General features: G+C 60.4%; 22 protein-coding genes and 1 pseudogene. 13 read left to right on the top strand and 10 right to left on the bottom strand.

Going from position 1 to position 22,390, the window contains the following annotated elements:
- Positions 1-140: 140 nt before the first annotated feature.
- Positions 141-1,931 (bottom strand): SulP family inorganic anion transporter, encoded by a 1,791-nt coding sequence (locus tag AC3IT6_RS22625; RefSeq protein ID WP_489352923.1) that lies wholly within the window; start codon positions 1,929-1,931, stop codon positions 141-143.
- 118 nt (positions 1,932-2,049) lie between these two features.
- On the opposite strand from AC3IT6_RS22625, the gene AC3IT6_RS22630 reads away from it, so the two are divergent.
- Entirely contained in the window at positions 2,050-3,015 is a 966-nt protein-coding gene (locus AC3IT6_RS22630) for a hypothetical protein (RefSeq protein WP_489352925.1), read from the top strand.
- A gap of 19 nt (positions 3,016-3,034) precedes the next feature.
- Here AC3IT6_RS22630 and AC3IT6_RS22635 read toward each other — a convergent pair whose 3' ends face one another.
- Complete coding sequence (locus tag AC3IT6_RS22635) at positions 3,035-3,724, bottom strand: DUF6933 domain-containing protein (protein ID WP_489352927.1); 690 nt, start codon at positions 3,722-3,724, stop codon at positions 3,035-3,037.
- 24 nt (positions 3,725-3,748) lie between these two features.
- Positions 3,749-4,117, bottom strand: coding sequence for a hypothetical protein (locus AC3IT6_RS22640; protein WP_489352929.1), 369 nt, complete (start codon positions 4,115-4,117; stop codon positions 3,749-3,751).
- A gap of 243 nt (positions 4,118-4,360) precedes the next feature.
- Here AC3IT6_RS22640 and AC3IT6_RS22645 point away from each other — a divergent pair, with 243 nt between their 5' ends.
- Entirely contained in the window at positions 4,361-4,678 is a 318-nt protein-coding gene (locus tag AC3IT6_RS22645; protein ID WP_489352931.1) for a helix-turn-helix domain-containing protein, read from the top strand.
- A 144-nt stretch (positions 4,679-4,822) separates the two neighbouring features.
- Here the strand turns inward: AC3IT6_RS22645 and AC3IT6_RS22650 are convergent, their stop codons facing one another.
- Positions 4,823-5,881, bottom strand: coding sequence for an MBL fold metallo-hydrolase (locus tag AC3IT6_RS22650; RefSeq protein ID WP_489352933.1), 1,059 nt, complete (start codon positions 5,879-5,881; stop codon positions 4,823-4,825).
- Between the two features lie 215 nt (positions 5,882-6,096).
- On the opposite strand from AC3IT6_RS22650, the gene AC3IT6_RS22655 reads away from it, so the two are divergent.
- On the top strand, positions 6,097-6,708 hold the full coding sequence (locus AC3IT6_RS22655; protein ID WP_489352935.1) for a TetR/AcrR family transcriptional regulator: 612 nt from the start codon (positions 6,097-6,099) through the stop codon (positions 6,706-6,708).
- 119 nt (positions 6,709-6,827) lie between these two features.
- On the opposite strand, the gene AC3IT6_RS22660 is transcribed toward AC3IT6_RS22655, so the two are convergent.
- Positions 6,828-7,769 carry a LysR family transcriptional regulator gene (locus AC3IT6_RS22660; RefSeq protein ID WP_489352937.1) on the bottom strand — a complete coding sequence of 314 codons (942 nt, stop codon included), beginning with the start codon at positions 7,767-7,769 and terminating at the stop codon, positions 6,828-6,830.
- 15 nt (positions 7,770-7,784) lie between these two features.
- Here AC3IT6_RS22660 and AC3IT6_RS22665 point away from each other — a divergent pair, with 15 nt between their 5' ends.
- Both AC3IT6_RS22665 and AC3IT6_RS22670 read left to right on the top strand, forming a co-directional pair.
- Positions 7,785-8,492 (top strand): CTP synthase C-terminal region-related (seleno)protein, encoded by a 708-nt coding sequence (locus AC3IT6_RS22665; protein WP_489352939.1) that lies wholly within the window; start codon positions 7,785-7,787, stop codon positions 8,490-8,492.
- Positions 8,489-8,811, top strand: a pseudogene (locus tag AC3IT6_RS22670) (antibiotic biosynthesis monooxygenase family protein). The gene AC3IT6_RS22665 and the pseudogene AC3IT6_RS22670 overlap by 4 nt, the downstream one beginning before the upstream one ends.
- A gap of 142 nt (positions 8,812-8,953) precedes the next feature.
- Here the strand turns inward: AC3IT6_RS22670 and AC3IT6_RS22675 are convergent.
- Positions 8,954-9,280, bottom strand: coding sequence for a DUF2025 family protein (locus tag AC3IT6_RS22675; RefSeq protein ID WP_489352941.1), 327 nt, complete (start codon positions 9,278-9,280; stop codon positions 8,954-8,956).
- 211 nt (positions 9,281-9,491) lie between these two features.
- On the opposite strand from AC3IT6_RS22675, the gene AC3IT6_RS22680 reads away from it, so the two are divergent.
- Together AC3IT6_RS22680 and AC3IT6_RS22685 are read left to right on the top strand one after the other, a co-directional pair.
- The gene (locus AC3IT6_RS22680) at positions 9,492-10,616 is read left to right on the top strand and encodes a glycerophosphodiester phosphodiesterase (protein WP_489352943.1); all 1,125 of its coding nucleotides are present in this window, start codon (positions 9,492-9,494) and stop codon (positions 10,614-10,616) included.
- Positions 10,617-11,300, top strand: a complete 684-nt coding sequence (locus AC3IT6_RS22685) for a helix-turn-helix transcriptional regulator (protein WP_489352945.1) — start codon at positions 10,617-10,619, stop codon at positions 11,298-11,300.
- Position 11,301: 1 nt separating this feature from the next.
- On the opposite strand, the gene AC3IT6_RS22690 is transcribed toward AC3IT6_RS22685, so the two are convergent.
- The gene (locus AC3IT6_RS22690) at positions 11,302-12,189 is read right to left on the bottom strand and encodes a sterol desaturase family protein (RefSeq protein WP_489352947.1); all 888 of its coding nucleotides are present in this window, start codon (positions 12,187-12,189) and stop codon (positions 11,302-11,304) included.
- Positions 12,190-12,340: 151 nt separating this feature from the next.
- On the opposite strand from AC3IT6_RS22690, the gene AC3IT6_RS22695 reads away from it, so the two are divergent.
- A complete protein-coding gene (locus AC3IT6_RS22695) occupies positions 12,341-12,649 on the top strand; it encodes a PepSY domain-containing protein (RefSeq protein ID WP_150674262.1) in 309 nt (102 codons plus the stop codon).
- A 198-nt stretch (positions 12,650-12,847) separates the two neighbouring features.
- On the opposite strand, the gene AC3IT6_RS22700 is transcribed toward AC3IT6_RS22695, so the two are convergent.
- On the bottom strand, positions 12,848-14,473 hold the full coding sequence (locus AC3IT6_RS22700; protein WP_489352949.1) for a methyl-accepting chemotaxis protein: 1,626 nt from the start codon (positions 14,471-14,473) through the stop codon (positions 12,848-12,850).
- Between the two features lie 272 nt (positions 14,474-14,745).
- On the opposite strand from AC3IT6_RS22700, the gene AC3IT6_RS22705 reads away from it, so the two are divergent.
- The 4 genes from AC3IT6_RS22705 to AC3IT6_RS22720 all read left to right on the top strand — a co-directional run bounded on the left by AC3IT6_RS22705 (position 14,746) and on the right by AC3IT6_RS22720 (position 19,506).
- A complete protein-coding gene (locus tag AC3IT6_RS22705) occupies positions 14,746-15,768 on the top strand; it encodes a transporter (protein ID WP_489352951.1) in 1,023 nt (340 codons plus the stop codon).
- Positions 15,769-16,006: 238 nt separating this feature from the next.
- The gene (locus tag AC3IT6_RS22710) at positions 16,007-17,620 is read left to right on the top strand and encodes an inorganic phosphate transporter (RefSeq protein WP_223445727.1); all 1,614 of its coding nucleotides are present in this window, start codon (positions 16,007-16,009) and stop codon (positions 17,618-17,620) included.
- A gap of 300 nt (positions 17,621-17,920) precedes the next feature.
- Entirely contained in the window at positions 17,921-18,787 is an 867-nt protein-coding gene (locus AC3IT6_RS22715; RefSeq protein WP_489352954.1) for a hypothetical protein, read from the top strand.
- Positions 18,784-19,506 (top strand): TylF/MycF/NovP-related O-methyltransferase, encoded by a 723-nt coding sequence (locus AC3IT6_RS22720; protein WP_056725897.1) that lies wholly within the window; start codon positions 18,784-18,786, stop codon positions 19,504-19,506. The genes AC3IT6_RS22715 and AC3IT6_RS22720 overlap by 4 nt, the downstream gene beginning before the upstream one ends.
- A gap of 156 nt (positions 19,507-19,662) precedes the next feature.
- Here the strand turns inward: AC3IT6_RS22720 and AC3IT6_RS22725 are convergent, their stop codons facing one another.
- Positions 19,663-20,097 (bottom strand): multidrug/biocide efflux PACE transporter, encoded by a 435-nt coding sequence (locus AC3IT6_RS22725; RefSeq protein WP_489352956.1) that lies wholly within the window; start codon positions 20,095-20,097, stop codon positions 19,663-19,665.
- Positions 20,098-20,187: 90 nt separating this feature from the next.
- On the opposite strand from AC3IT6_RS22725, the gene AC3IT6_RS22730 reads away from it, so the two are divergent.
- Positions 20,188-21,042 (top strand): LysR family transcriptional regulator, encoded by an 855-nt coding sequence (locus AC3IT6_RS22730; protein WP_489352958.1) that lies wholly within the window; start codon positions 20,188-20,190, stop codon positions 21,040-21,042.
- A 111-nt stretch (positions 21,043-21,153) separates the two neighbouring features.
- On the opposite strand, the gene AC3IT6_RS22735 is transcribed toward AC3IT6_RS22730, so the two are convergent.
- Positions 21,154-22,389 carry an RNA polymerase sigma factor gene (locus tag AC3IT6_RS22735; RefSeq protein WP_489352960.1) on the bottom strand — a complete coding sequence of 412 codons (1,236 nt, stop codon included), beginning with the start codon at positions 22,387-22,389 and terminating at the stop codon, positions 21,154-21,156.
- Position 22,390: the final 1 nt, after the last annotated feature.

The raw sequence follows: 22,390 nt of genomic DNA on the forward strand, positions 1-22,390 counted from the left end.
AGTCGCCCAGCGAATTACGTGCTCTGTCTGATCGACCGCGTTTGCTGAGTTTGGGGCCGCTTCGCAGCCCAGCGGGAGCAAGTCCCTCGCCACTGTAAGGTGTTGTCTGCCGCATCGGTGTAAGAGCTGCCATTCCCCACTCAACGCCCCACCTTCCCGCCTTCCTCCCCCTCCACATAATCCACCCGATAATTCGCCACATAACTATCCACAGCCGTCCCAATCGTTGGAAAAAACGCTGTCTCCCCCAAACGCGCAAACAACCCGAACCGCTTCAGCTTGTCCTTGACCGGGTCCTTCATCTCGGCAATACACAACTCAATACCCGCCGCGTGCAAGGTGTCACCCAGTTCGGCCAGCATGTCGGCAGAGGTCACGTCGACGCTGGTGACCGGCTCTGCGGCGACCACCAGCCAGCGCACGGGCGTGGGCGATGCCGCCACGGCGTCCAGCACTCGGTCGCTGAACAGTTCGGCGTTGGCGAAAAACAAGGGGGCATCCCAGCGAAACAGGACCAGGCCGGGGATCAGGCGTGCGTCGGGGTAGCGTTTGATGTCGTGGTAGCCCTTGACCCCCTCGGCGCGGCCCAATACCGCGGAGTACGGGCGCCAGCCGTCCCAGAGGAACTCTATGACGGCAATCACGATGGCCAGGCCTATGCCCTCGATCGCGCCGAACACGGCCACGCCGACGGTACAGACAATCGACAGCCAGCATTCCCAGCGCTGGATGCGATAGATCCGGCGCAGGTCAGTGATCTCGATCAGGCCAATGGCCGAGGCGATCACGACTGCCGCCAGGGCGCTGGACGGTAGATGTTGCAGCAGGTCCGGTGCCACCACCAGCAGCAGGGCAACCGCCAGTGCGCCGACGACGCCGGTCATTTGGGTTTTGGCTCCGGCGGCCTCGGCCACGGGCGTCCGTGACGAGCTGCTGCTGATCGGGAAGCCCTGGAAAAAACCGGCAGCCAGGTTGGCGATGCCCAGGCCCACCATTTCCTGGTTCGGGTTGACGTAGGTTCGGGTCCGCGCCGCATAGACGCGGGAGAGCACGCTGGTGTCGGCGAACGAGACCAGTGCGACGGCGCACCCGCCGATCAACACCGGGACGATGTCGGCGCTGGTGATCCAGGGGATGGCGAAACCGGGCAAGCCTTGGGGGAGCGAACCGAGGACCGACACACCGGCGCGTGTCGCAAGGTCGAGTACACCCACGGCGACTGTCGCGCCTACCACGGCGATCAGGATGCCCGGCAGTCGCGGCCATCTTTTGAGTAGCAGGATCGCCGCCAGGGTGAGCCCGCCCACCGTGAAGGTGGTCCAGTTGATCTTTCCCTCCATCACCGCCGAGGCGATGGCCCCTATGTTTCTCAATGGGCCCTCGGACTCAATCGAAAAACCGAACAGCTTGGGCAACTGGCTGATCAATACGGTCAGTGCGATGCCATTCATGTAGCCGTAGCGGATCGGTTTGGACAGCAGCTCGGTGATAAAACCCAGGCGCGCCATACCGGCCAGGATACACACGGCTCCCGAGACGATCGCCATCATCCCCGCCAGGGCGACGGCACGCTGCGGGTCGCCGCCGGAGAGTGGAATGATCACGGCAAGGATCACGGCCACCAGGGAGGAATCCGGCCCCATCACCAGAATTCGGCTAGGGCCGAACAGGGCATAGAACAGCAGCGGAACGATGGTCGCGTAGAGGCCATAAATGCCGGGCACGCCCGAAGCCACCGCATAGGCAATACCGACGGGTACCAGCATCGTGGTCAACACTAGGCCGGCCACGATGTCGTAACGCAACCATGCCGGTTGGTATTCGCGCAGCATGCCCAGCCCCGGTAGCCAGCGGCGCCAACCGGTCTGTTCATCCCGGCGGGCTATCCGGCCCGGCTCCGGGAGAGGGGGCGAAGCATCTGAATGGCTCATGAACCGCCCTCTTTGATGGACTGTGCAAACTCCGGGATATCGAAGTGATCTGAGTGTAGCTATTGCTTCGAATGCGCCATCACTGGAAGCTGTTCATCTAAAGGACTTGGAACCCGACATGAAATTCGACCTCGCCTATTGCCTCAGCCTCAACGACAAGTTGTCGATCTACGACGTTCGGGATCTGAATTTCGACGAGACGATGGATTTCGACTCCGCCAAGGAGCATTTCCAATGCCCCAACGATGCCTGTCGCCTGACGTTCGATGCGGCCAATGAGTTGGGCACGTTCAACGCCAAGAATGTGAATTACGTACGCACGCCACACTTCAAGAACTTGCCGAGTACGCGGCATGTCGAGGGCTGCCCTTATGTCAGCTTGAAGACGCCGGCTTCGGGTGTGGATGAGGCGGAAACGGATGACAGTCGCGAGGAAAATTTCCCGTCGGAATTGTTACTGACTCGGCGCGAATATGTGCGTAAGCCGCCCAGTCCGGTGGTGATTGCCGATGTGGTTCGGGATGAGCCATTAGCGCCTAAGGCGGCTAGTAATGTCGAGCAACCGAGCCGGGAATCGGCCCCGGACAAGACCAGCGTCTTCGCCCATCCGGTGGAATGCTTCGTTTCAAACTTCGACGACAAGGATTTGCTCAAGCGCGTGCCGCTGAAGATTGGCGAGCACACCGCGCCTTACGGGTCGTTTTTCAAGAAGATCGAGTATCTGCAAGACAACAAGGGGCTGATTTACTGGGGCAAGGTCAAGGAGATCAAGGACTACACCCAGAGCTTTCGCATCGACTTCGAGAAGAAGGTCTGGTTCGAGAAAAAGCCTTACTCGGTCAATGTCTACCTGAGCAAGAAACTCATCGACAGCTACCGCAAACGCAAGGCGTTCCTGGAGGAGATCAAGCACGCCATCGAGAGCGGACGGGAGTTGTACTGCTTCTTTTATGGCGTGACGCCCGAGCTGAAGCAGGTGCCGAGCAAGAAAAACCCCGAGCAGACGTTCGGGGTGTTCAGCGCCAGTATCGAGAATCTGGATCACTTTATTGTGCGGGAAGCGCCGGGTTTGGCGGGCAAGTAATACGAAACGCAGCGTTGGTTCATTGCGAGTCGAGTTGCCTTTGCAATGCCCAGATCTCCCGTTTCACCTCCATACGTCGATCCAGTGCAGTCTGGACGCCTGATTCGTCGAGGCCGCAGTATCGACGTAACCAGTGGGCCATCATTTCCGAATCCGGGTAGAAATAGTCTGTATGGCCTTTGCTGTTTCTTGGGTAGTCATTCATTTCGCCATCGAAGCGCTCTGCCGAAATCTCGTCCGGCGGTAAAGAGCCCCGCTCAGCGGCAACACCCTGAAAAACCCAGGCGATTTCATCAATGTGTTTTTGCGCGCTGCGATGGCTGCGTCGGTACAGGCGCAACTGGCTGCTGCCTTCCTGAAAGCGCTCCATCATCGGCTCGTCATCGACCCACTGAAGGATATCGAACTGCCCTGCATGGCGTATCAGCCCGCTAATCCAGCGATCTGCAAAACGTTGAACAAACCCCTCGACGTCGGCCTTTTTGGCATCGGCGAAGATCATGCAGTAACGAGTCGGGATGTGAATGGCGAACAGCACATGTTTACGTTGAACAGAGACGGCGTGGACCAGCCACTGTTCGGCGGACTCATCAGGCTCATCGTCTTCAATGACGGGCGATGGTGGACTTTCCACCCTGGTGATTTTCTTGCCCTTGTGTACACGACTGAAGAATTTGCTGGCCGCTTCGGTGCAGTTGAAAATCAGCATCCCTGGTTCTCTGGTAAAGGTTGGTCAGTCATGCGGGACGATCTCGTCGACCCATTCAAGTTCGTAAGGCTGGCGAACAACCTCGGCAATGTATCTCAGCGCATCTTCGCTGAGAGTTGATAGCTCTGCTTCGGTCAGCAAGTCATGCATGACCATCAGCCACAAGCCCCGGAGCGCACTTGAACGGGATTGGCTGTTGTGGTCAAACGCCTGGGCCATGTCCTTGTTTCGATCATGGATCATGCCGTAAAGCATGCCGTAGCGAGCATGAGCCGACAACGCACCATGTTGCGCAATAGTCTTGGCATCGGCAAGAACACCTTGGCAGAAACGGTCGAGCGCAATCTTGCGCAGTTCCTTGAACTTCTTCCAGTCGCTTTCGAGGATCGGCATGAGATTCTCCTGCATGAAAACCTGAACAGTGCGAATCCCTATTCTTGCGAAAAAAACCGCCTTTACCAACCCTCAAATCGAGTTGTGATTCCTTGGCGACTTCGACAGTTTCCCCACGCATCGGGACAGTCACCGTTCGTCCGGCCAAAAAGAAACTTCAAAAATTGCATTTGATCTCGGCCCAAAACAACTGTACAAAAACACAGTATATTTTGACCAACACTCTCGAGCCCGGAGAACACCATGGCCTCTCAAGCGATGAAAATCACCCTGGAACGTATCGCCCTCTTCCAATTCACCCCGGCCCACTGCGCCCAGGCCCGAGCGATGCTGGGCTGGAGTGTGCAAGAGCTGTCGCGGGAATCCCGAGTCTCGGTGGATGCCATTCAACGCTTCGAGGCGCGCCAAGAGGTGCTGGATGTCACGCGCCTGGCGCTGGCCTATCGATTCGAATCGGAGGGGTTGGTGTTCTTCCCGGGGTTTGCGCCGGGTCGAGGGATGAATGTGAGAGGGTCGACGCCGAATCCGGTTGGGCGGGCGGATTTTGCGATGGTGGAGTGAGCCAACTCACTGACTGACGATAAATGGCCCCTTGTAGGAGCGAGCTTGCTCGCGATGGACGTTAACGAAAACGCGTGCTGTCTGAATGATCGCGTTGTCCAGATGTTTTTCGCGATCAAGCTCGCTCCTACAGGGCCCATCACTCTAAGCGTTATGAGCGACCACCCGATCACTCTCCCCTTCCACCGCCAGCCACCACGCCCCACCACGCTGCGGATGCATCAAGTTGAACGCCTCGCCCATCTGCGGCGTGGTGATCGATACGTTGCGTTCCCAGGCCAGGGCCAGGATGCGGTCGAAGGGTTCGTACCAGGCGTGCATCGACAGGTCGAAGGTGCCGTTGTGGATCGGCAGTAGCCAGCGGCCCTTGAGGTCGAGGTGGGCTTGCAGGGTTTGTTCAGGTTGCATGTGCACGTGCGGCCAGTCGACGTTGTAGGCACCGGTTTCCATCAGGGTCAGGTCGAATGGGCCGTACTGTTCGCCGATGCGTTTGAAGCCGTCGAAGTAGCCGCTGTCGCCGCTGAAGAAGAGGCGTGTGTCGCCGTCGATCATCACCCACGAAGCCCAGAGGGTGCTGTTGCTGTCGAACAGGCCACGGCCGGAAAAGTGCTGCGACGGGGTGGCGATGAACTGGATGCCATCGACTTCCGTGCCTTGCCACCAATCCAGTTGGCGGACTTTGCTGGCGTCGATGCCCCACTTGATCAGGGTGTCGCCTACGCCCAGCGGGGTAAGGAAGTGTTTGGTCTTGTCCGCGAGCTTCAGCACCGCCTGATAATCCAGGTGGTCGTAGTGATCGTGGGACAGGATCACCGCTTCAATCGGTGGCAATTCTTCCAGGCTGATCGGTGGCTGGTGGAAACGCTTGGGGCCGGCCCATTGCACCGGCGAGGCACGTTCGGCGAAGACCGGGTCGGTGATCCAGAATTTGTCGCGCAGCTTGAGCAACACCGTGGAGTGGCCCAGGCGATAGACGCTGTGGTTCGGCGCGGCAATCAGCGCGGCTTGAGTCAGGGCTTGTACCGGAACGGGTGCGCTCGGACGGGTGTTTTGCGGCTTGTGGAACAGCACGTTCCACAGGACGCCCATGGTTTTGCCAAAGCTTAAACGTTGAACCGGCGTGAAGTTTTGATACTGCCCTTGAGCCTGTCGGGACGCTTCAGGTGTGGAGGCGTTGTCCGCCGGGGAGTTTGAATTGGCCATGACTGAATGACTCCAGAAAAACCGCACGTATCACGATTTTCCTCTTTGGGACGATAAATGGCCAAGGCACGCACGCATCAGCCGGACTTTCTATTTTTGCTGGGCAGGGTTAACAAAACATTACACTGCACAGTGTAGTTTCTAGGTTGCATCAAAGTCGATGACAAGTAAACTGCTGAGTGTAATTCCCCCCTTCTCCCTGCCGAAGCGTACTTATGACAGCTCCACAGCGCCTCACCGACCGAAAACGCCAAGCGATCATTCAAGCCGCGATCAACGAATTCCGTGACAACGGTTTCGAGATCACCAGCATGGACAAGATTGCTGCCACTGCCGGTGTGTCGAAGCGCACGGTGTACAACCACTTTCCCAGCAAGGAAGAGTTGTTCGCCGAGATCCTCAATCAGTTATGGATCCGGGTGACGGCAGAACAGGAAACGTCCTACCGTCCCGACCTGCCGTTGCGCGACCAATTGCGCGGATTGCTGATGGCCAAACTGCAAATGTTGGGTGATGACAACTTTCTCGACCTGGCGCGGGTGGCGATAGCGGCGACGATTCATTCCCCGGAGCGGGCGCAGGATATGGTGGCGCGAATGGGCGAACGTGAAGAAGGGCTGACGGTGTGGATTCGTGCCGCTCATGCCGATGGCCGGTTGAAAGCCATTGCCCCTGATTTTGCCGCACAACAGGTGCAGGGGCTGCTCAAGTCGTTTGCCTTCTGGCCGCAGATTTCCATGGGCAAGCCAGGCTTGTCACCCGAAGAACAACACCAGGTCGCCGAGTCCGCGCTGGACATGTTTCTGGCCTGCTATCAGTTGCAATAAATGACAAGTTCGACGGCGGTGTCGAAGGATCGATGGCTCTGATTTGAATGGCGCGATGTGTTTCAGAATGAAACTGGCGCTGAGGCTATAGTGAGCTTCAGCCAAGAACCTGAACGGTTTCACGGCAGTTTCAACGCCCGCCCCAACTCATCGAACAAGGTGACCACCGAGCGCAAGGCGCGGCAGTCGGGACGGGTCAGCAGCCACAGCGCGGTGTCGTATCCGTGCAGCGGTTCGCTCAGCGGCTGTAATCCGTCGCCGATCAAAAAGTCCGGTAACGCCGCCACACCCAGCCCAGTCCTGACCAGCTCGGTCACCGACAGCATGCTGTTGCAGCGATATCCCGGCGTTACGCCCGGCAAGGCTTGGCGACGCCAGGTAACGGTCGGGTGATCCGGCAGGAAGTCATCCGGGGCGATCCAGGTCAATGCGGCCAGGTCAGTGCTATTGACCGATTGCAGGTATCGCTCGCTGGCACACACGCGGTAGGAAATCTCCGCCAGCCGCCGTCCCACCAAATGCTCCGGTGGAGTGCGGGTCAGGCGCAGGGCGATATCGGCATCCCGACGGCTGAGGTTGGCAAAATCATTGGAGGTGCTGAGTTCGAGGGTCAGCGCCGGATAGTTCGGCATGAACTGCGCCAGCGCCGGCAACAGCAAACCTTGCAGGACCGAATCGGTACAGGTCAGGCGCACGATGCCGCTGATCACTTCACCGCCCTGCTCCACACCGATGCGCGCCGCCTCCAGCGCCTGCTCAGCGCGCTCGGCCTGTTCCGCCAGGGACTGCGCCAGGGTGGTGGGCAGGTAACCGGCGCGACTTTTTTCGAACAGTTGCTGGCCCAGCGCAGCCTCCAACCGGCGCACCGCTCGAAACACCGTCGAGACATCCACCTTCAGCAGTTGCGCGGCCCGGGCCAGAGAGCCGCCACGCACCAGCGCGAGGATCAGGGCCAGGTCCGGGTAGTCGAGTCGATAGTGCGTCGCTGCATTGATCACTTGGGAAAACGCCAATATTGAGTGCGTGAACGCCAATCTATAGTGGGCACCAGCAATCAACAAGTGCAGAGGCCCCACATGGAAACCCGCCCGATTCGCATCGCCCTGATCGGCGACCACGACCCGCAAGTCACCGCCCACCAGGCCATTCCCGTCGCCCTCGAAAAGGCCGCTGAACACACTGGCCTGAACCTGCAATGGCACTGGTTGGCCACCGATGAAATCCACGCCGAGACGCCGCTGCATACATTCGATGGCTTCTGGTGCGTACCGGCCACCCCTTACCGCAGCACGGACGGCGCTTTAAAAGCGATCCGTTTTGCCCGCGAACAACGACGACCTTTCCTCGGCACCTGCGGTGGTTTTCAACACGCGGTGCTGGAATATGCGCGCAACGTGCTGGGCTGGTCGGAGGCCGAACACGGCGAGACAAATCCCGATGCCGCACGGGCGCTGCTGACGCCGCTGTCGTGCGCGCTGGTGGAAGCGGTCGATACCATTCATTTACGTGAAGGCTCGTTGATCGCCAAGGCCTACGAAAGCGCCGAGACTCGTGAAGGCTATCGCTGTCGTTATGGGGTCAATCCACAGTTCGAAGGGGAGTTGCTCAAGCGCGAACTTCATGCGGTCGGCCACGATTCGGAACACGGACTGCGGGCGGTCGAACTCAGCGGTCATCCGTTTTTTGTCGCAACCTTGTTCCAGCCCGAGCGGGCCGCGCTCAAGGGCGTCTTGCCGCCGTTGGTTGGCGCCTTTGTCGAAGCTTGTGCGGGGCGCTCGTCATGATCGCCGATACGCCAGCCGCGCCTTATTACGCGGTGATCTTCACCTCACTGCGCACCGAGGGTGACCAGGGTTACGCCGAAGCGGCCGCACGGATGCTGGAACTGGTCCGTGAACAGCCGGGGTTTCTCGGTGTGGAGTCAGCGCGGGGCGAGGATGGGCTTGGGATTACGGTGTCGTACTGGGCCAGTGAAGCGGCGATTCTGGCGTGGAAGCATCATCCTGACATGCGGCCATTCGCGAGCGTGGGCGCTCGACCTGGTATGCGCGGTGTCATACGCGGGTGTGCCGGGTTGAGCGGGCTTATGGGTCCAGTCTGTAAATGATGCGGTGTTCTTGAGGCCGTCTTCGCGGGCAAGCCCGCTCCCACAGGTTTTTGTGTCGGGAACATGTCTTACGTACACCCACATACCCTGTGGGAGCGGGCTTGCTCGCGAAGAGGCCAGAACAGTCAGTACAAAAACTCAGCCCCGAACCAGACTGCGAACCGCCGAAATCTCCGGCACTTCCCGCCGGTTCATGTACACCCGCAACGGCTCGGTGATGTTGATCCGGTCATCGATGTTCTGGTCCAGCAGCAACTGAATCAACTCACGCTTGAGCATCATGGTCTGCTCGGGCCCCGCGGCCCAGACGAATTCGCTGGTCGGGATGATGCCGTCGTCCGCCACGTCCATGCCAAACGAGTCTTCGCTGAAGCGAACGATGTAGTGCCCGGTCTTGCGGTTGAGGCCGACGAAGCCTATGAGTTGGTCGGCAGCCTGACAGATGAGCTGGGAAGTGATGCGCATGGTAAACCCCGCAATGGTGATCGTAGGTATGCACGCAGGGCCTGCGTTTCCCTCTGCCGGGGAAATTGCAGGGCCCCAGCGTACTGCAAACGGGCGCACAAAAACGCTGACGAAAATCAGCTTTCGACAGGTTTATGTCGGTCTGGCGATAGCGCCTGCAAAGATGAATTGTTAAAAGGGACCGCTCACTTATTGCGAAAGGATCTCGACCATGCCCGCAACCTTTACCAAAAGCGCCCTGTTACTGAGCCTGTTGCTCGCCCTCGGTCACGCGCAGGCCGCCAGCGAGCCTGGCCCCTCGGCACTGGCGACCCGTTTGGGCATTCCGCATCCAGCGGTGATTGCCCACCGTGGCGCGTCGTTCGATGCGCCGGAATCCACCGCCGCCGCCTACAAGACTGCCCGCGACCTGGGCGCCGACTACCTGGAACTGGATCTGCAGCGCAGCAAGGATGGCGTGCTGTTTGCCCTGCACGACAACAATCTGCAACGCACCACCGACGTCGCGGCAAAATTCCCCGAGCGCAAGGACAGCCCCGCCAATGCATTCACCATGGCCGAACTGAAAACCCTGGATGCGGGCAGCTGGTTCAATGCCGCGTACCCGGATCGCGCACGTCCGGCCTTCGAGGGCCTGAAGATTCTGACCCTTGATGAAATCATCGACATCGCCGAGGGCAACAGCCTGCACAAGCCCGGCCTGTACATCGAGACCAAGGAGCCCAAGCAGTTTCCCGGCATCGAACACGACCTCAAGGAAAAACTTCAGGACCGGGGCTGGTTGAGCCCGACCGCTTCGAAACTGGCAAAAAGCGAGTTGGCGGTCGGTCAGGGCAAAGGCAAGGTGGTCCTGCAGACCTTCGAGAAGAGCAGCCTCGAACTGCTGCAAAAAGAGATGCCGAAGGTGCCGAAGATCCTGCTGTTGTGGGTCGGTGAAGGCAGTATCGAGCCCAAGTCCAAGGTGACATTTGCCGAGTCCGGCGAAAAGGACAAAGCCGCCTACTACGCCAAACAGCAACCGAAGGACAAGGCCGAATTCCAGCAATGGGTCGACTACGCCAAGGCCCAAGGCGCCATCGGCACCGGCCCGTCCGCCGCACTGACCCAGGGTGGCGACCAGAGTTACTCGGATCTGGTACAACCCTGGATGAACCAGTACACCCACGACCTGGGCCTGCTGGTGCACGTCTACACCATCGACGATGCGGTGGACTACCAGAAAGTCATGGACGCCGGAGTCGACGGCATCTTCACCAATCGCGCCAGCGAATTGCTGAAGTTCTATAAACGCCCGGCGGCGAGTGTCGATCAGGTGTTGAAGAACAACGGGTTCTAAATGACCCAAGGTAACGAGTGGACTGGCCAACTGTGGCTCGGGCGTGACTATGCCCTGATCCACGGTCGGTCGGGGCGCACCGCGCCCCACTCTCACTACGCCCATCAATTGATCTTCGCACCCGACAGGCCGGTGACCGTTGAGCTCGACGGCACGACGGTCACCGCCACTCGCCTGCTGATTCCTTCACACGTTCGGCATGCCATTATCGAAGCGCCGGATCCGCTGTTCACGCTATATGCCGAGCCGCTGGTCTTTGATGCGCCGACACTCAGCCAGGCAACGTCGGACGCCGAGCAGTCTCTGCAAGGTCTCGATCAGGCGGTGCGCAACTGTTCGCGACGCGCACCGACCGACCCACGGATCGAACGCGCCATCGCTGCCATCGATATATCCCTGGCAAACAAAGTGGCCGCGCGCGCGGTAGCCGACACTGCTCATCTATCCATGAGCCAGCTACAGCGACTGTTCGTCAGCCAGGTCGGCTTGCCGGTGCGCAGGCTGGTGCTGTGGCGCCGCCTGCGTCTGGCGATGGAATTGATCCTGGCGGGCGAAGCCGTGACGCTGTCGGCCCATGCGGCCGGGTTTGCCGACTCGGCGCACTTTTCCCGCAGCCTGAAAAAACTCTTTGGCGTGACCGCCCGCCAAGCCTTGCGGCATCTCGACCTGCATCTGCTGGACTGACTCAGCGACGCAACGCTGGCGGCACGAGCGGCTCTTCTGCCAGCGCTATCGACTCAAACGGGTCGAGCAACTGCGCCACATAATCCACAGGAAAATCCGGACGACTGCCGATCCCGAGATCGCCTTGGCGAACCTGATAGTCCTGCGTGTAAAACCCGGTCCCCAGCAGCCAGTCCCACAGGTTGAAGAACAAGGCGAAATTGACGTCGCCAGCTTTGCCGTACTTGATGTGGTGAAAGCGGTGCATCGGTGCCCAGGCAAAGATCCAGCGCCAGGGACCGGGGCGCATGTCGACATTCGAATGCTGCAGCAAAAGCTGGATCGCCATGGCGAACGCCAACAGCGCTGCAATATCTTGAGGGATGCCAAGCACCAGCAGCGGCAACAGCCCCGCCGAGGCTTCCAGCATTTGATGCAGCGGATGTTTCATCAAGCCGTTGAAGCCATACAGGCGTTGCACACTGTGATGGACCGCGTGCAATCGCCACAGCCAGGGCAGTCGATGACTGGCGTAGTGCATCAGGCTGACCCCGGCGTCTGCGACGAAAATCGCCAGCCCCAGTTGCAGCCATAACGGCCAGCCTCGTGGCCACGCACCCTCAATCGCCAGCAACGCCACCAGAGGCGGCAATGCCAAAAGCCCGAGGGCGCCCAAGGTTTCGTTGATGAGTGCATGGAGGATGTCCCGCCGACGATCGCCGGCGCTGCGGTTCCAGCAAGCCTCATAGGGCAGTGCCCATTCAGCCAGGAACGACACCAGCAAGGCTGCAATAAACAGCAGCATCAACCACAGCGTCGACAGGCCACCGACACCGATCAGCCACACCCCTGCCCCGATGAATCCGCCCCAGAATACCGGTGCATACAACCCCGCAAAGATAGTTTTCATCGCCACCTCCATTGATTGAAGGCAAAGCATGCGAGTTGATACCGGCACAGAATTGAACAAACGAAGCAATCGAACGCTCGGTTTTAAGGATGAATTAAGTTGTGACGACTAACCTGATCCCACTTAAACGGCTATCCCAAGGAAAGAACTCATGAAGACTTTGACTGCCCTCTTCACCGCTGCCGCCCTGACGCTCACCGCTGGTTTGGCCCAGGCCAAAGACGTTCCTGTCGACCAGATCCCTCAGCTGGTGAAGGAGGGCAAGATCAAGCCTATGGAAGAGTTGAACCAGATCGTGTTGAAGCTGCACCCGGGGGCCACCATTACCGACAGCGACCTGGACAAACACTCCACCATCTACGAGTACGAAGTCGAACTGCGTGACGCCAGCAACGTTGAATGGGACGTGGATTTGAACGCCACCACCGGCGAAGTCCTGAAGAACAAAAAAGACGTCTGATGCACACAACAAAGAGCCGCACGGTTTTCGGATCGTGCGGCTTTTCTGCGTCTGGATGATTGATCAGGCCGACGTGCTGACCATGGCGTTTTTTTTCCAATGTGGATTCAGGTTCAACCCGTCATCGACACCCTATATCTGCACTTGAGACCGACTGTGTACCGACTCGATAAGGAACCCGGTACACAGTCCCTTTCATCAAGCGCTCAGGCGCGCCGTCACCTCATTCAACCGCCCCGACAAACCGTGCAGGTTGGTGCTGGCCGCTTCAGTGCGCTGCACGTTGTCCAGGTTGGTGCTGGCGATGCTGGTGATCTCGGTGAGGTTGCGCGAGATGTCTTCGGCCACCGAGGTCTGCTCTTCGGCGGCAGTGGCGATCTGGCGGTTCATGTCGCGGATGGCTTCCACGGCCAGGGTGATGCGTTCGAGCATGGCGCCGGCCTCCGTCACTTGCTGCACGCTTTGTTCGCTGCGTGACTGACCGCTTTCAATCGCTTGGGCCGCTTCGATTGCACCGGTCTGCACGGTCTGGATGATCTGGTTGATCTCGATGATCGACGCCGCCGTGCGCTGGGCCAGGCTGCGCACTTCATCGGCCACCACCGCGAAACCGCGTCCGGCTTCACCGGCACGGGCCGCTTCGATGGCCGCGTTGAGCGCCAGCAGGTTAGTCTGCTCGGCGATGCCGCGAATCACTTCCAGGACCTTGCCGATGCGCCCGCTGTCGGTTTCCAGTTGGCGGATGACCGTGGCGGTGTTGGCGATTTCGCCACGCATCTGGGTGATGGTGTGAATGGTGCCCTGCATGACTTTTTCGCCCTGCTGGGCGGACTGGTCGGCATCGTCGGCGGCCCGCGCCGCTTCGGCGGCATGACGGGCGACTTCCTGTGCCGTAGCGGACATTTCGTTCATCGCCGTGGCCACCTGATCGGTGCGGTTGAACTGCTCGTTGGTACCGCCGGCCATCACGGTGGCGATCGAGTTCAACTCACCGCTGGCGCTGTCCAGGTCCGATGCGCTGCGCTGCAAACGGCTGAAGGTTTCGGCGAGGAAATCGCGCAGGGTGTTGGCGGCCATCGCCAGTTTGCCCAACTCGTCCTGTCGGGTGCTGGCCACGCGCTCGGCAATACGCCCCTGGCTGAGTTGCGCCACGTATTCGATCAGTTTGCGGATCGGCTCGACCAGGTTGCGGTTGACCAGCCACAGGCTCAGCAAGCCGATCAGCAGCCCCGAAACCAGCATCACAATGATCCCCAGCATCACCGTGCGATCGGCTGCGACGCTGATCAATGTCGATTGCTCAGCACCCTGCTTGCGCAACTCACTGACCAGTTCGCTCATCTGATCGCTGGCGGCGCGGTCCACGCCCTTGACCGCTGTGTCGCCCGCCGTCGGGTCACCACCGGCGGCCACGAACGCGTCCCGGCCCTTCTGATAGGCCGCGCCCAACTGGCGATGTTCGTCACGCAAGCGCTCGATGCGGCTCTTGAGTTGCGGCTCGATGCCCTTCTGCGCAGCCAGCTCGCCAAGGATGTTTTGCACATCGCGCTGACGGTCTTCGAATTGCCCCCAGTACTTGCTCAGGTCCGCCGGTTGCTTGCCGCGCAACAGGACGTTTTTCCACTCCTGCACCTGCACCTTGAATTGCAGGTTGGCTTCATCGATCAATTGCGAGGTATGCAGCGGGCCTTCGATCAGATTGGCGTAGCTCTGCACGCCACTGGACAGGAAGTGAAAGCACGCCAGGGCGATCAACAGCATCGCCAGCAGGCTGCCGCTCAGCAGGGCGAGAATTTGTGCTCTCAGGGACTTTTGCAAAAGCATCGAATGGTACTCATGACAGGAATGAGGCACGCCCCGGTAAGGCGTGAAAAGTGTCCGGACATCCCTGTCTGCGGTCCCGGCCTAGGCCTGCGGCGCGCAACTCAACCCAAGCGTAATCGGCTAGCCAGAGCGATTCTTGAGAACATCCCGACCGCCGGTAGAGCAATCGTTTGCGTTATTTTCCCGTCACAAAAACGTCACCCCCGCTTGCGATGATGCCGCTCAAGTGAACCTGCGAAACCTGCGACAGGCGTCTCCCCTTGCGAGCCCTCATGAACCACAGCATCGATCACAGTCATCGCGACACGGATCTGTTCGGCCTGCTTTACGGTTTCACCTTTCGCCCCGGTGAGGCCGGCCGGGAAATCAATTCCGCCGAGGCCTTGCAGTACCTGCAACAGCCGCAAAGCGATGAGCAATTTCTCTGGCTGCACCTGAACCTCGCCCATGCCGCGTGCGAACGCTGGATGAAAAGTCATCTGGAGTTGCCCGAGGAATTTTTCGAGGCGCTGCACGAAGGCTCGCGCTCGACGCGCATCGAACATGTCGACTCCGCGTTGCTGGCGGTGGTCAACGATGTGGTGTTCAACCTCAGCAACATGGTCTCGTCGGATGTCTCGACCCTGTGGGTGTGCGCCCGCAGCCAATTGATCATCAGTGCACGCCTGCAACCGCTGCACTCGGTGGACAAATTGCGCTCGTCGGTGAAGGCCCGGGAGTGCTTTCGCTCCCCGCTGGAGTTGCTGGTGCATTTGCTGCGCGACCAGGGTGAAGTGCTGACCCAGATCGTGCGCAAGACCAGCCAGAGTGTGGACCAGATCGAAGACGAGTTGCTGTCCTCGCGGCTGTCGACCAACCGCGCTGAACTGGGCGCTAACCGCCGGGTGCTGGTGCGCTTGCAACGGCTGCTGGCGCTGGAACCGGGCTCGTTGCTGCGCCTGCTCAACCGGCCGCCGCAATGGCTGCAAAAGGAAGACGTGAAGGAGTTGCGCAAATCCACTGAGGAGTTTGCGCTGATCATCAACGACCTCACGGCGCTGGGTGAGCGGATCAAGCTGTTGCAGGAAGAGATCGCCGCCAACATCAACGAACAGACCAACCGCACGCTGTTCACCCTGACAGTGGTGACGGTGCTGGCGCTGCCGATCAACATCATCGCCGGTTTCTTCGGCATGAACGTCGGCGGCATTCCGCTGGCCGATGATCCAGAGGGTTTCTGGATCCTGGTGGCGCTGGTCGCGACCTTTACCGTGATCGCCGGGCGCTGGGCGTTTCGCAAGCAGCAGGATTACTGACCGCAGCTGGAATCTTGTGGGAGCGGGCTTGCTCGCGAAGGCGTCAGGCCAGTCAATATCAATGTTGAATGACGCACCGCCTTCGCGAGCAAGCCCGCTCCCACAGGGTTCACCTTCAAAGACCGGTGATTTCAAATCAACGGCCCGCAAATCCCCCAAACACTGACCCAGAGCAGCCTCCCTGTAACAATTGGCAACGATTATCACTGATACACCTCCCTCCTCAGGAATGTCAGTGATGGCTACGCCCTCCTTCACCGCCGCCCCGGCGCCCGCCAGTAGCGCCATACCGCAACTCGACAAGAAACCCGGCCTGCTCACCATCGTGGTGTTTTTCGCCGTGCTGGCCATCGGTTTGTTGTTTACCGCTTACAGCCTGATGCACGACATGAACGAACTCGGCACGGTGGTGACCACCTGGACGCCGTTCCTGCTGTTGGGCGTGGCGCTTTTGATTGCCCTTGGCTTTGAGTTCGTCAACGGCTTCCATGACACCGCCAACGCGGTGGCCACGGTGATTTACACCAACTCGCTGCCGCCGAACGTTGCCGTGGTCTGGTCCGGTTTCTTCAACTTCCTCGGGGTGCTGCTGTCCAGCGGCGCTGTGGCATTCGGCATTATCGCCCTGCTGCCGGTGGAGCTGATCCTGCAAGTCGGCTCGTCCGCCGGTTTCGCGATGATCTTCGCCCTGCTGATCGCCGCCATCCTGTGGAACCTCGGCACCTGGTGGCTGGGGTTGCCGGCATCGTCATCGCACACCCTGATCGGTTCGATCATCGGGGTCGGTGTGGCCAACGCCCTGATGCACGGCCGCGACGGCACCAGTGGTGTGGACTGGGCCCAGGCCACCAAGATCGGTTACGCGCTGCTGCTCTCGCCGCTGGTCGGCTTCGGCTTCGCGGCGCTGCTGTTGCTGGCCCTGCGCGCGTTCGTCAAGAATCGTGCGCTGTACAAGGAGCCAAAGGGCGAGACCCCGCCGCCATGGTGGATTCGCGGCCTGTTGATCGTGACCTGCACCGGGGTGTCGTTTGCCCACGGCTCGAACGACGGTCAGAAAGGCATGGGCCTGATCATGCTGATTCTGGTGGGCACGCTGCCAATGGCTTACGCATTGAACCGCACCATGCCGGCCGATCAAGCGTTGCAGTTCGCCGCGGTCGCCGAAGTGACCCAGCAAGCACTGGTCAAGGCGGCACCGCAACCGGCCCCCGCCGACCCGCGCGCGGTGCTGTCCGAATACGTGCGCAGCAAGGAAGCCACCCCGCAACTGGTACCGGCACTGGCGGCGCTGACCGGCAGCATCGGTGCCCAGGTCAAGGGTTATGGCTCGCTGTCGAAAGTCCCGGCCGAGGCCGTGGGCAACGTGCGTAACGACATGTACTTGAGCAGCGAAACCATTCGCCTGATGGACAAGAACAAGGTCGGCAACTTCGACGCCGACACCAGCGGCAAGCTGCAACTGTTCAAGCAGCAGATCGACAACTCCACTCGGTTCATTCCGTTGTGGGTGAAGATCGCCGTGGCCATCGCCCTGGGCCTGGGCACCATGGTCGGCTGGAAGCGCATCGTGGTGACCGTCGGCGAGAAAATCGGCAAGACCCACCTGACCTACGCCCAGGGCGCCTCGGCAGAAACCGTGGCGATGCTGACCATCGGTGCCGCCGACATGTTCGGCCTACCGGTGTCGACCACTCACGTGTTGTCCTCGGGCGTGGCCGGGACCATGGTCGCCAACGGCGGCGGCTTGCAGATGAAGACCATCCGCAACCTGCTGATGGCCTGGGTGCTGACCTTGCCGGCAGCGATCCTGCTGTCGGGTAGCCTGTACTGGTTGTTCACCCAACTGTTCTGAATGTGGGAGCGGGCTTGCTCGCGAAAGCGGTGTATCAGTCGACATCGATGCTGAATGTCAGACCGCCTTCGCGAGCAAGTGCGCTCCCACAGAAGTGCAAATCCCAGGGTCGCAGCCTGGGTTCGAAGCACATCATCCCGGCGGGTTTTCCCGTCGGGATTTTTTTCGTCCAGCGGCACGGCATTTGCTCGCATGCTCAAAGGCTTGCGCTTTATTGACGCACCACACGTCCGCCAGCCCTTCAGTTTGTCAGCCTGTTGCCGACTCTTATGAGAGCCAAAGTATTCCTGGGTGAGAACCGTGAACTTATTCATCAATCAGTTGCACAAGCACGCTGATTTCAGAAGTGCGATCTACGCTGGCGACATCTTCCTCAACACCGAACTGAAAGCGGCAAAGGAACTCTGTGCCTTTGCCCAGGAAAGCATCACCGCCGCCTTCGATGGCGAGACCAACCACCAGGCGCTGCACACACTGATGCCGGTGGAAGAGTTCGTGGTGCTGGTGACTCGCCTCAAGGGCCAGTTCACCAACAGCCTGCGTGCCAAGGAGCTGATCCGCAGCTTCACCGACGAAATCGGTGCCGCTCCCGAGGCGTTCATTTTCGACGTACCGCGCATCCGCGTCGTGCCCAACTACGACTACCTGCACGCCGGCGTCAGCTACGCCTACAAGCCCCATCGCGATACCTGGTACGGCGGTGTCGACTGCCAGATCAATACCTGGATGCCGGTCTACACGATCCAGCCTGAGCAGACCATGATGATCAACCCGGCCTACTTCGACGTCCCGGTGAAAAACACCTCGGCGCAGTGGAGCCTGTCCGACTGGATCGGCGTGCAACGCCAGCGCGCCAAGGACAACGTCAAGGAAGAGGCGCGCCAGCACCCGGTACCCACCGAAGCGATCAACAGCGCCTCTGAACTGCGCATTGCCGGCAACACCGCCGAGATGCTGGTGTTCTCGGGTTCGCACCTGCACGGCACCGTGCCCAATTACACGCAACACACCCGCTTCAGTGTGGACTTTCGCCTGATGCACCTCGACGACCTCAAGCAGCAGCGCGGCGCGATCAACGTCGACAGCGCCTGCCCGGATGTCGGCGCCGGTTTCAAAGACTACTTCCACGTCCACGACTTTTCGAATTTCCGAGGAATCCCGCAATGACCAAGCGTCGCATCACGCCCGCCGAGGCCCAGTACAACGAAACCCGTACCAACGTCCTGAAACGGGTCGATGCCGAATACGTGGCCGACGCGCCGTTCGTCTTCGCCAACCGCATTGGCGTGACCGCTGCGCTGTCGCGCATGGAGCTGTTCAAGAAGGTCGCCGAAGTGCCGGGCGCGATCATTGAGTGCGGCGTGTACAAGGGCAACTCGTTGATGCTCTACATGCACCTGTCGATGATTCTCGAGCCGTATGCGATCAACCGCTCGATCGTGGGTTTCGACACCTTCGAAGGCTTCCAGAGCATCGACAAGAAAGAAGACCCGGCCGACGTCAACGAGACCATGTTCGCCGACACCGACCAGTCGCTGATCCAGGACATGATCGACGCCAACGACCTGTTGCGCCCGGTCAACCGCATTCCGCGTTGCGAACTGGTCAAGGGCGATATCGTCAAGACCGTGCCGGAGTGGGTCAAGACCCGTCCGGACCTGGTCGTGGCCATGCTGATCCTCGACACCGACCTGTACGAGTCGACCAAAGTCGCGCTGGAAACCTTCCTGCCGTACATGCCCAAAGGCGCGATCGTGGTACTCGACGAAGTCGCCTACCGCAACTTCCCGGGCGAAACCAAGGCCCTGCGTGAAGTGCTCGACCTGAACAAGATCGAACTCAAGCGCCTGCCGTTCGATTCGTGCGTGGGTTACTTCCACGTCTGATCCAACGACGCAAAACCTGTGGGAGCGGGCTTGCTCGCGAAAGCGGTCTGACATTCAACATTGATATTGACTGTCATGCCGTCATCGCGAGCAGGCTCGCTCCTACAAGGACCGGTTTCAGATGACTGACCCGCCCCCTCGCCACAAAAACACGACTCAGCAAACCTCGCGAGTCACCAGCATCCGCTCCCGAACCACGTCATATACCCAGTGGTAGACGTAGGTGTACGGCAGGAAGAACAGCAACACACCGATATCCAGCACGAACGCTTGCCACAGGCTGACATTCAGCCACCAGGCGATCAGCGGCACGCCGAGGGCGACCAGACCGCCTTCGAACAACAGCGCATGCACCACACGGACCCAGGCGTTGTGCACGATGGCCCAGCGCATCAGCAGGCGATCAAACATACCGTTGAACACCACGTTCCAGGCCAGGGCCAGTGCAGCCATGGCGATGGTCACAGCGCCCATGTCCAACATCGGTTTGTCCATGATCCAGGCCAGCAACGGGGTACAGATCAGGATGGCCAGCAGTTCGAAGCCGATGGCTTGGAAAATACGTTCAGTAATGGATTTGTTGGCGCTCATGGCCGAACTCCCTTGAGTGACTGTGGTTGCCATGATCCATCATCAAGCCGATACTTCATAACCAATAACCATCGATTAAGGCGATAGTTCATGGCGTCTCACGAAGTGTTGCTGGCGTTTGTCGAAGCCGCGACCCAAGGCTCGTTTTCCGCCGCGGCGCGCAAGTTGGGCCGCAGTCAGTCGACCATCAGCGCGGCGGTGGCCAGCCTGGAAATCGACCTGAACCTGACGCTGTTCGACCGCAGCAGCCGCAAGCCCGGGCTGACCCCGGCCGGGCACGTCATGCTGCAACGGGCCGAAGACATCCTGGCCGCCACCAGTCGCCTGGAAATAGCCGCCAGCCAACTGTCCCAAGGGGTGGAAGCGAAGCTGACGGTGGCGCTGTCCGATACCTATCAGTCGGACCGCTTCGAAGCCGCCTTGAGTGCCTTCGAGCAGCGTTACCCGGACCTGGAGCTCGAGTGCCTGATCGCCGAATGCGATGACCTGATGTCGCTGGTGCAAAGCGGCCGGGCGCAGATTGCCTTCGCCGAAATGCAGGACAGCTACCCGCCGGACCTGGTCAGTTCGACGGTGGACGAGCGCACGGAAATCGCCTTGTTCGTGTCCCCGGCACATCCGTTGGCGAAACTGGACTATGTCGACCGGGACGTACTGCAGCAGCACCGCGAGCTGCGCCTGGCCACCATCATCAATCCCTATGAAAGTCGGGCGAAGGGCCGCGTCTGGTCGGCGCCGAGTTATCTGATGCTGCTGGAAATGGCTCAGGGTGGATTCGGCTGGGCGCCGTTGCCGCGCTGGCTGGTCGAGCGGTTCGGGCCCGGTACGTTGCAGGAACTGGTGGTGCGCGGCTGGCCGAAAACGGTGTCGGTGGATGCGTTGTGGTCGCGGCTGAATCCACCGGGGCCGGCGGGGAGCTGGTTGCTGGGCAAGATGCTGGAATAGCGGCGCGGCCATTCGCGAGCAAGCCCGCTCCCACATTCAGACCTCATTCGCCTGAACACTTCGGTCACCTGTGGGAGCGGGCTTGCTCGCGAAGAGGCCAGAACGGCCGCATCAATCCAACACCTTGAGCCGCTCTTCGATAAACCGCCGCTCCGGCTCTTGCCGGGTCAACGCCAGCGCCCGTTCCCAAGCCGCCCGCGCCTCCTGCACCCGGCCCAGTTGCCGACAGAACTCCGCCCGCGCCGAATGCGCCAAGTGGTAGTCGAGCAGTTCTCCCCGCTCCAGAATGGCGTCGACCAATGTCAGCCCCGCCAGTGGACCATCGCGTTGCGAAATCGCCGCCGCCCGATTCAACTCGATCACCGGCGACGGCACCGCCCGCAGCAGGACGTCATACAGACCGACAATCTGCGGCCAATCGGTTTCCCCCGCCGTCGGGGCTTCGGCATGCACCGCCGCGATCGCCGCCTGCAGGCAATAGGGTCCGAATCGTCCCATGGTCAGCGCCCGCTCGACCAGCGTGCAGCCTTCGCTGATCAACCCGGCGTCCCACAGCGAACGGTCCTGCTCGTCCAGCACGATCAGTTCGCCACTCGCCGAGGTCCTGGCCGGGCGGCGCGACTCGTGCAGCAGCATCAGCGCCAGCAAGCCCATTACCTCCGGTTCCGGCAACAGTTCCACCAGCAACCGGCCGAGGCGGATCGCTTCGCGGGTCAAATCCTCGCGGATCAGTTCGGCCCCGATGGACGCCGAGTAGCCCTCGTTGAACACCAGGTAAATCACCCGCAATACGCTGTCCAGGCGCTCGGGCAACTCAGAGAGTGTCGGCACTTGATAGGGGATTTTCGCATCGCGGATCTTCGCCTTGGCACGCACGATCCGCTGGGCGATGGTGGCCGACGCCGAGAGAAAGGCCCGGGCGATTTCTTCCGTGGTCAGGTCGCAGACCTCCCGCAGCGTCAACGGCACTTGCGCGTCGGCCGCCAGAGCCGGGTGGCAGCAAGTGAAGATCAGCCGCAGGCGATCGTCTTCCACGTCTTCATCACTCCAGTCGGCCTGTTCCAGCGCCTCCAGTTGCGCGATCAGCAAGGGCTGCGACGCGGCAAAACGTGCGCGCCGGCGCAAGGCATCGATGGCCTTGAAGCGCCCGGTGGACACCAGCCAGGCCCGCGGATTGTCCGGTACGCCGTCACGCTGCCAGCGTTCGACCGCGATGAAAAACGCCTCGTGCAAGGCTTCTTCGGCGAGGTCGAAATCCCCCAGCAAGCGAATCAGGGTCGCAAGAATCCGCCGCGAGTCTTCGCGATAGACCCGCTCGACCTGCGCCTGAACCGGCAGCCCCGGCATC

Source organism: Pseudomonas sp. KH_017, assembly GCF_057840285.1.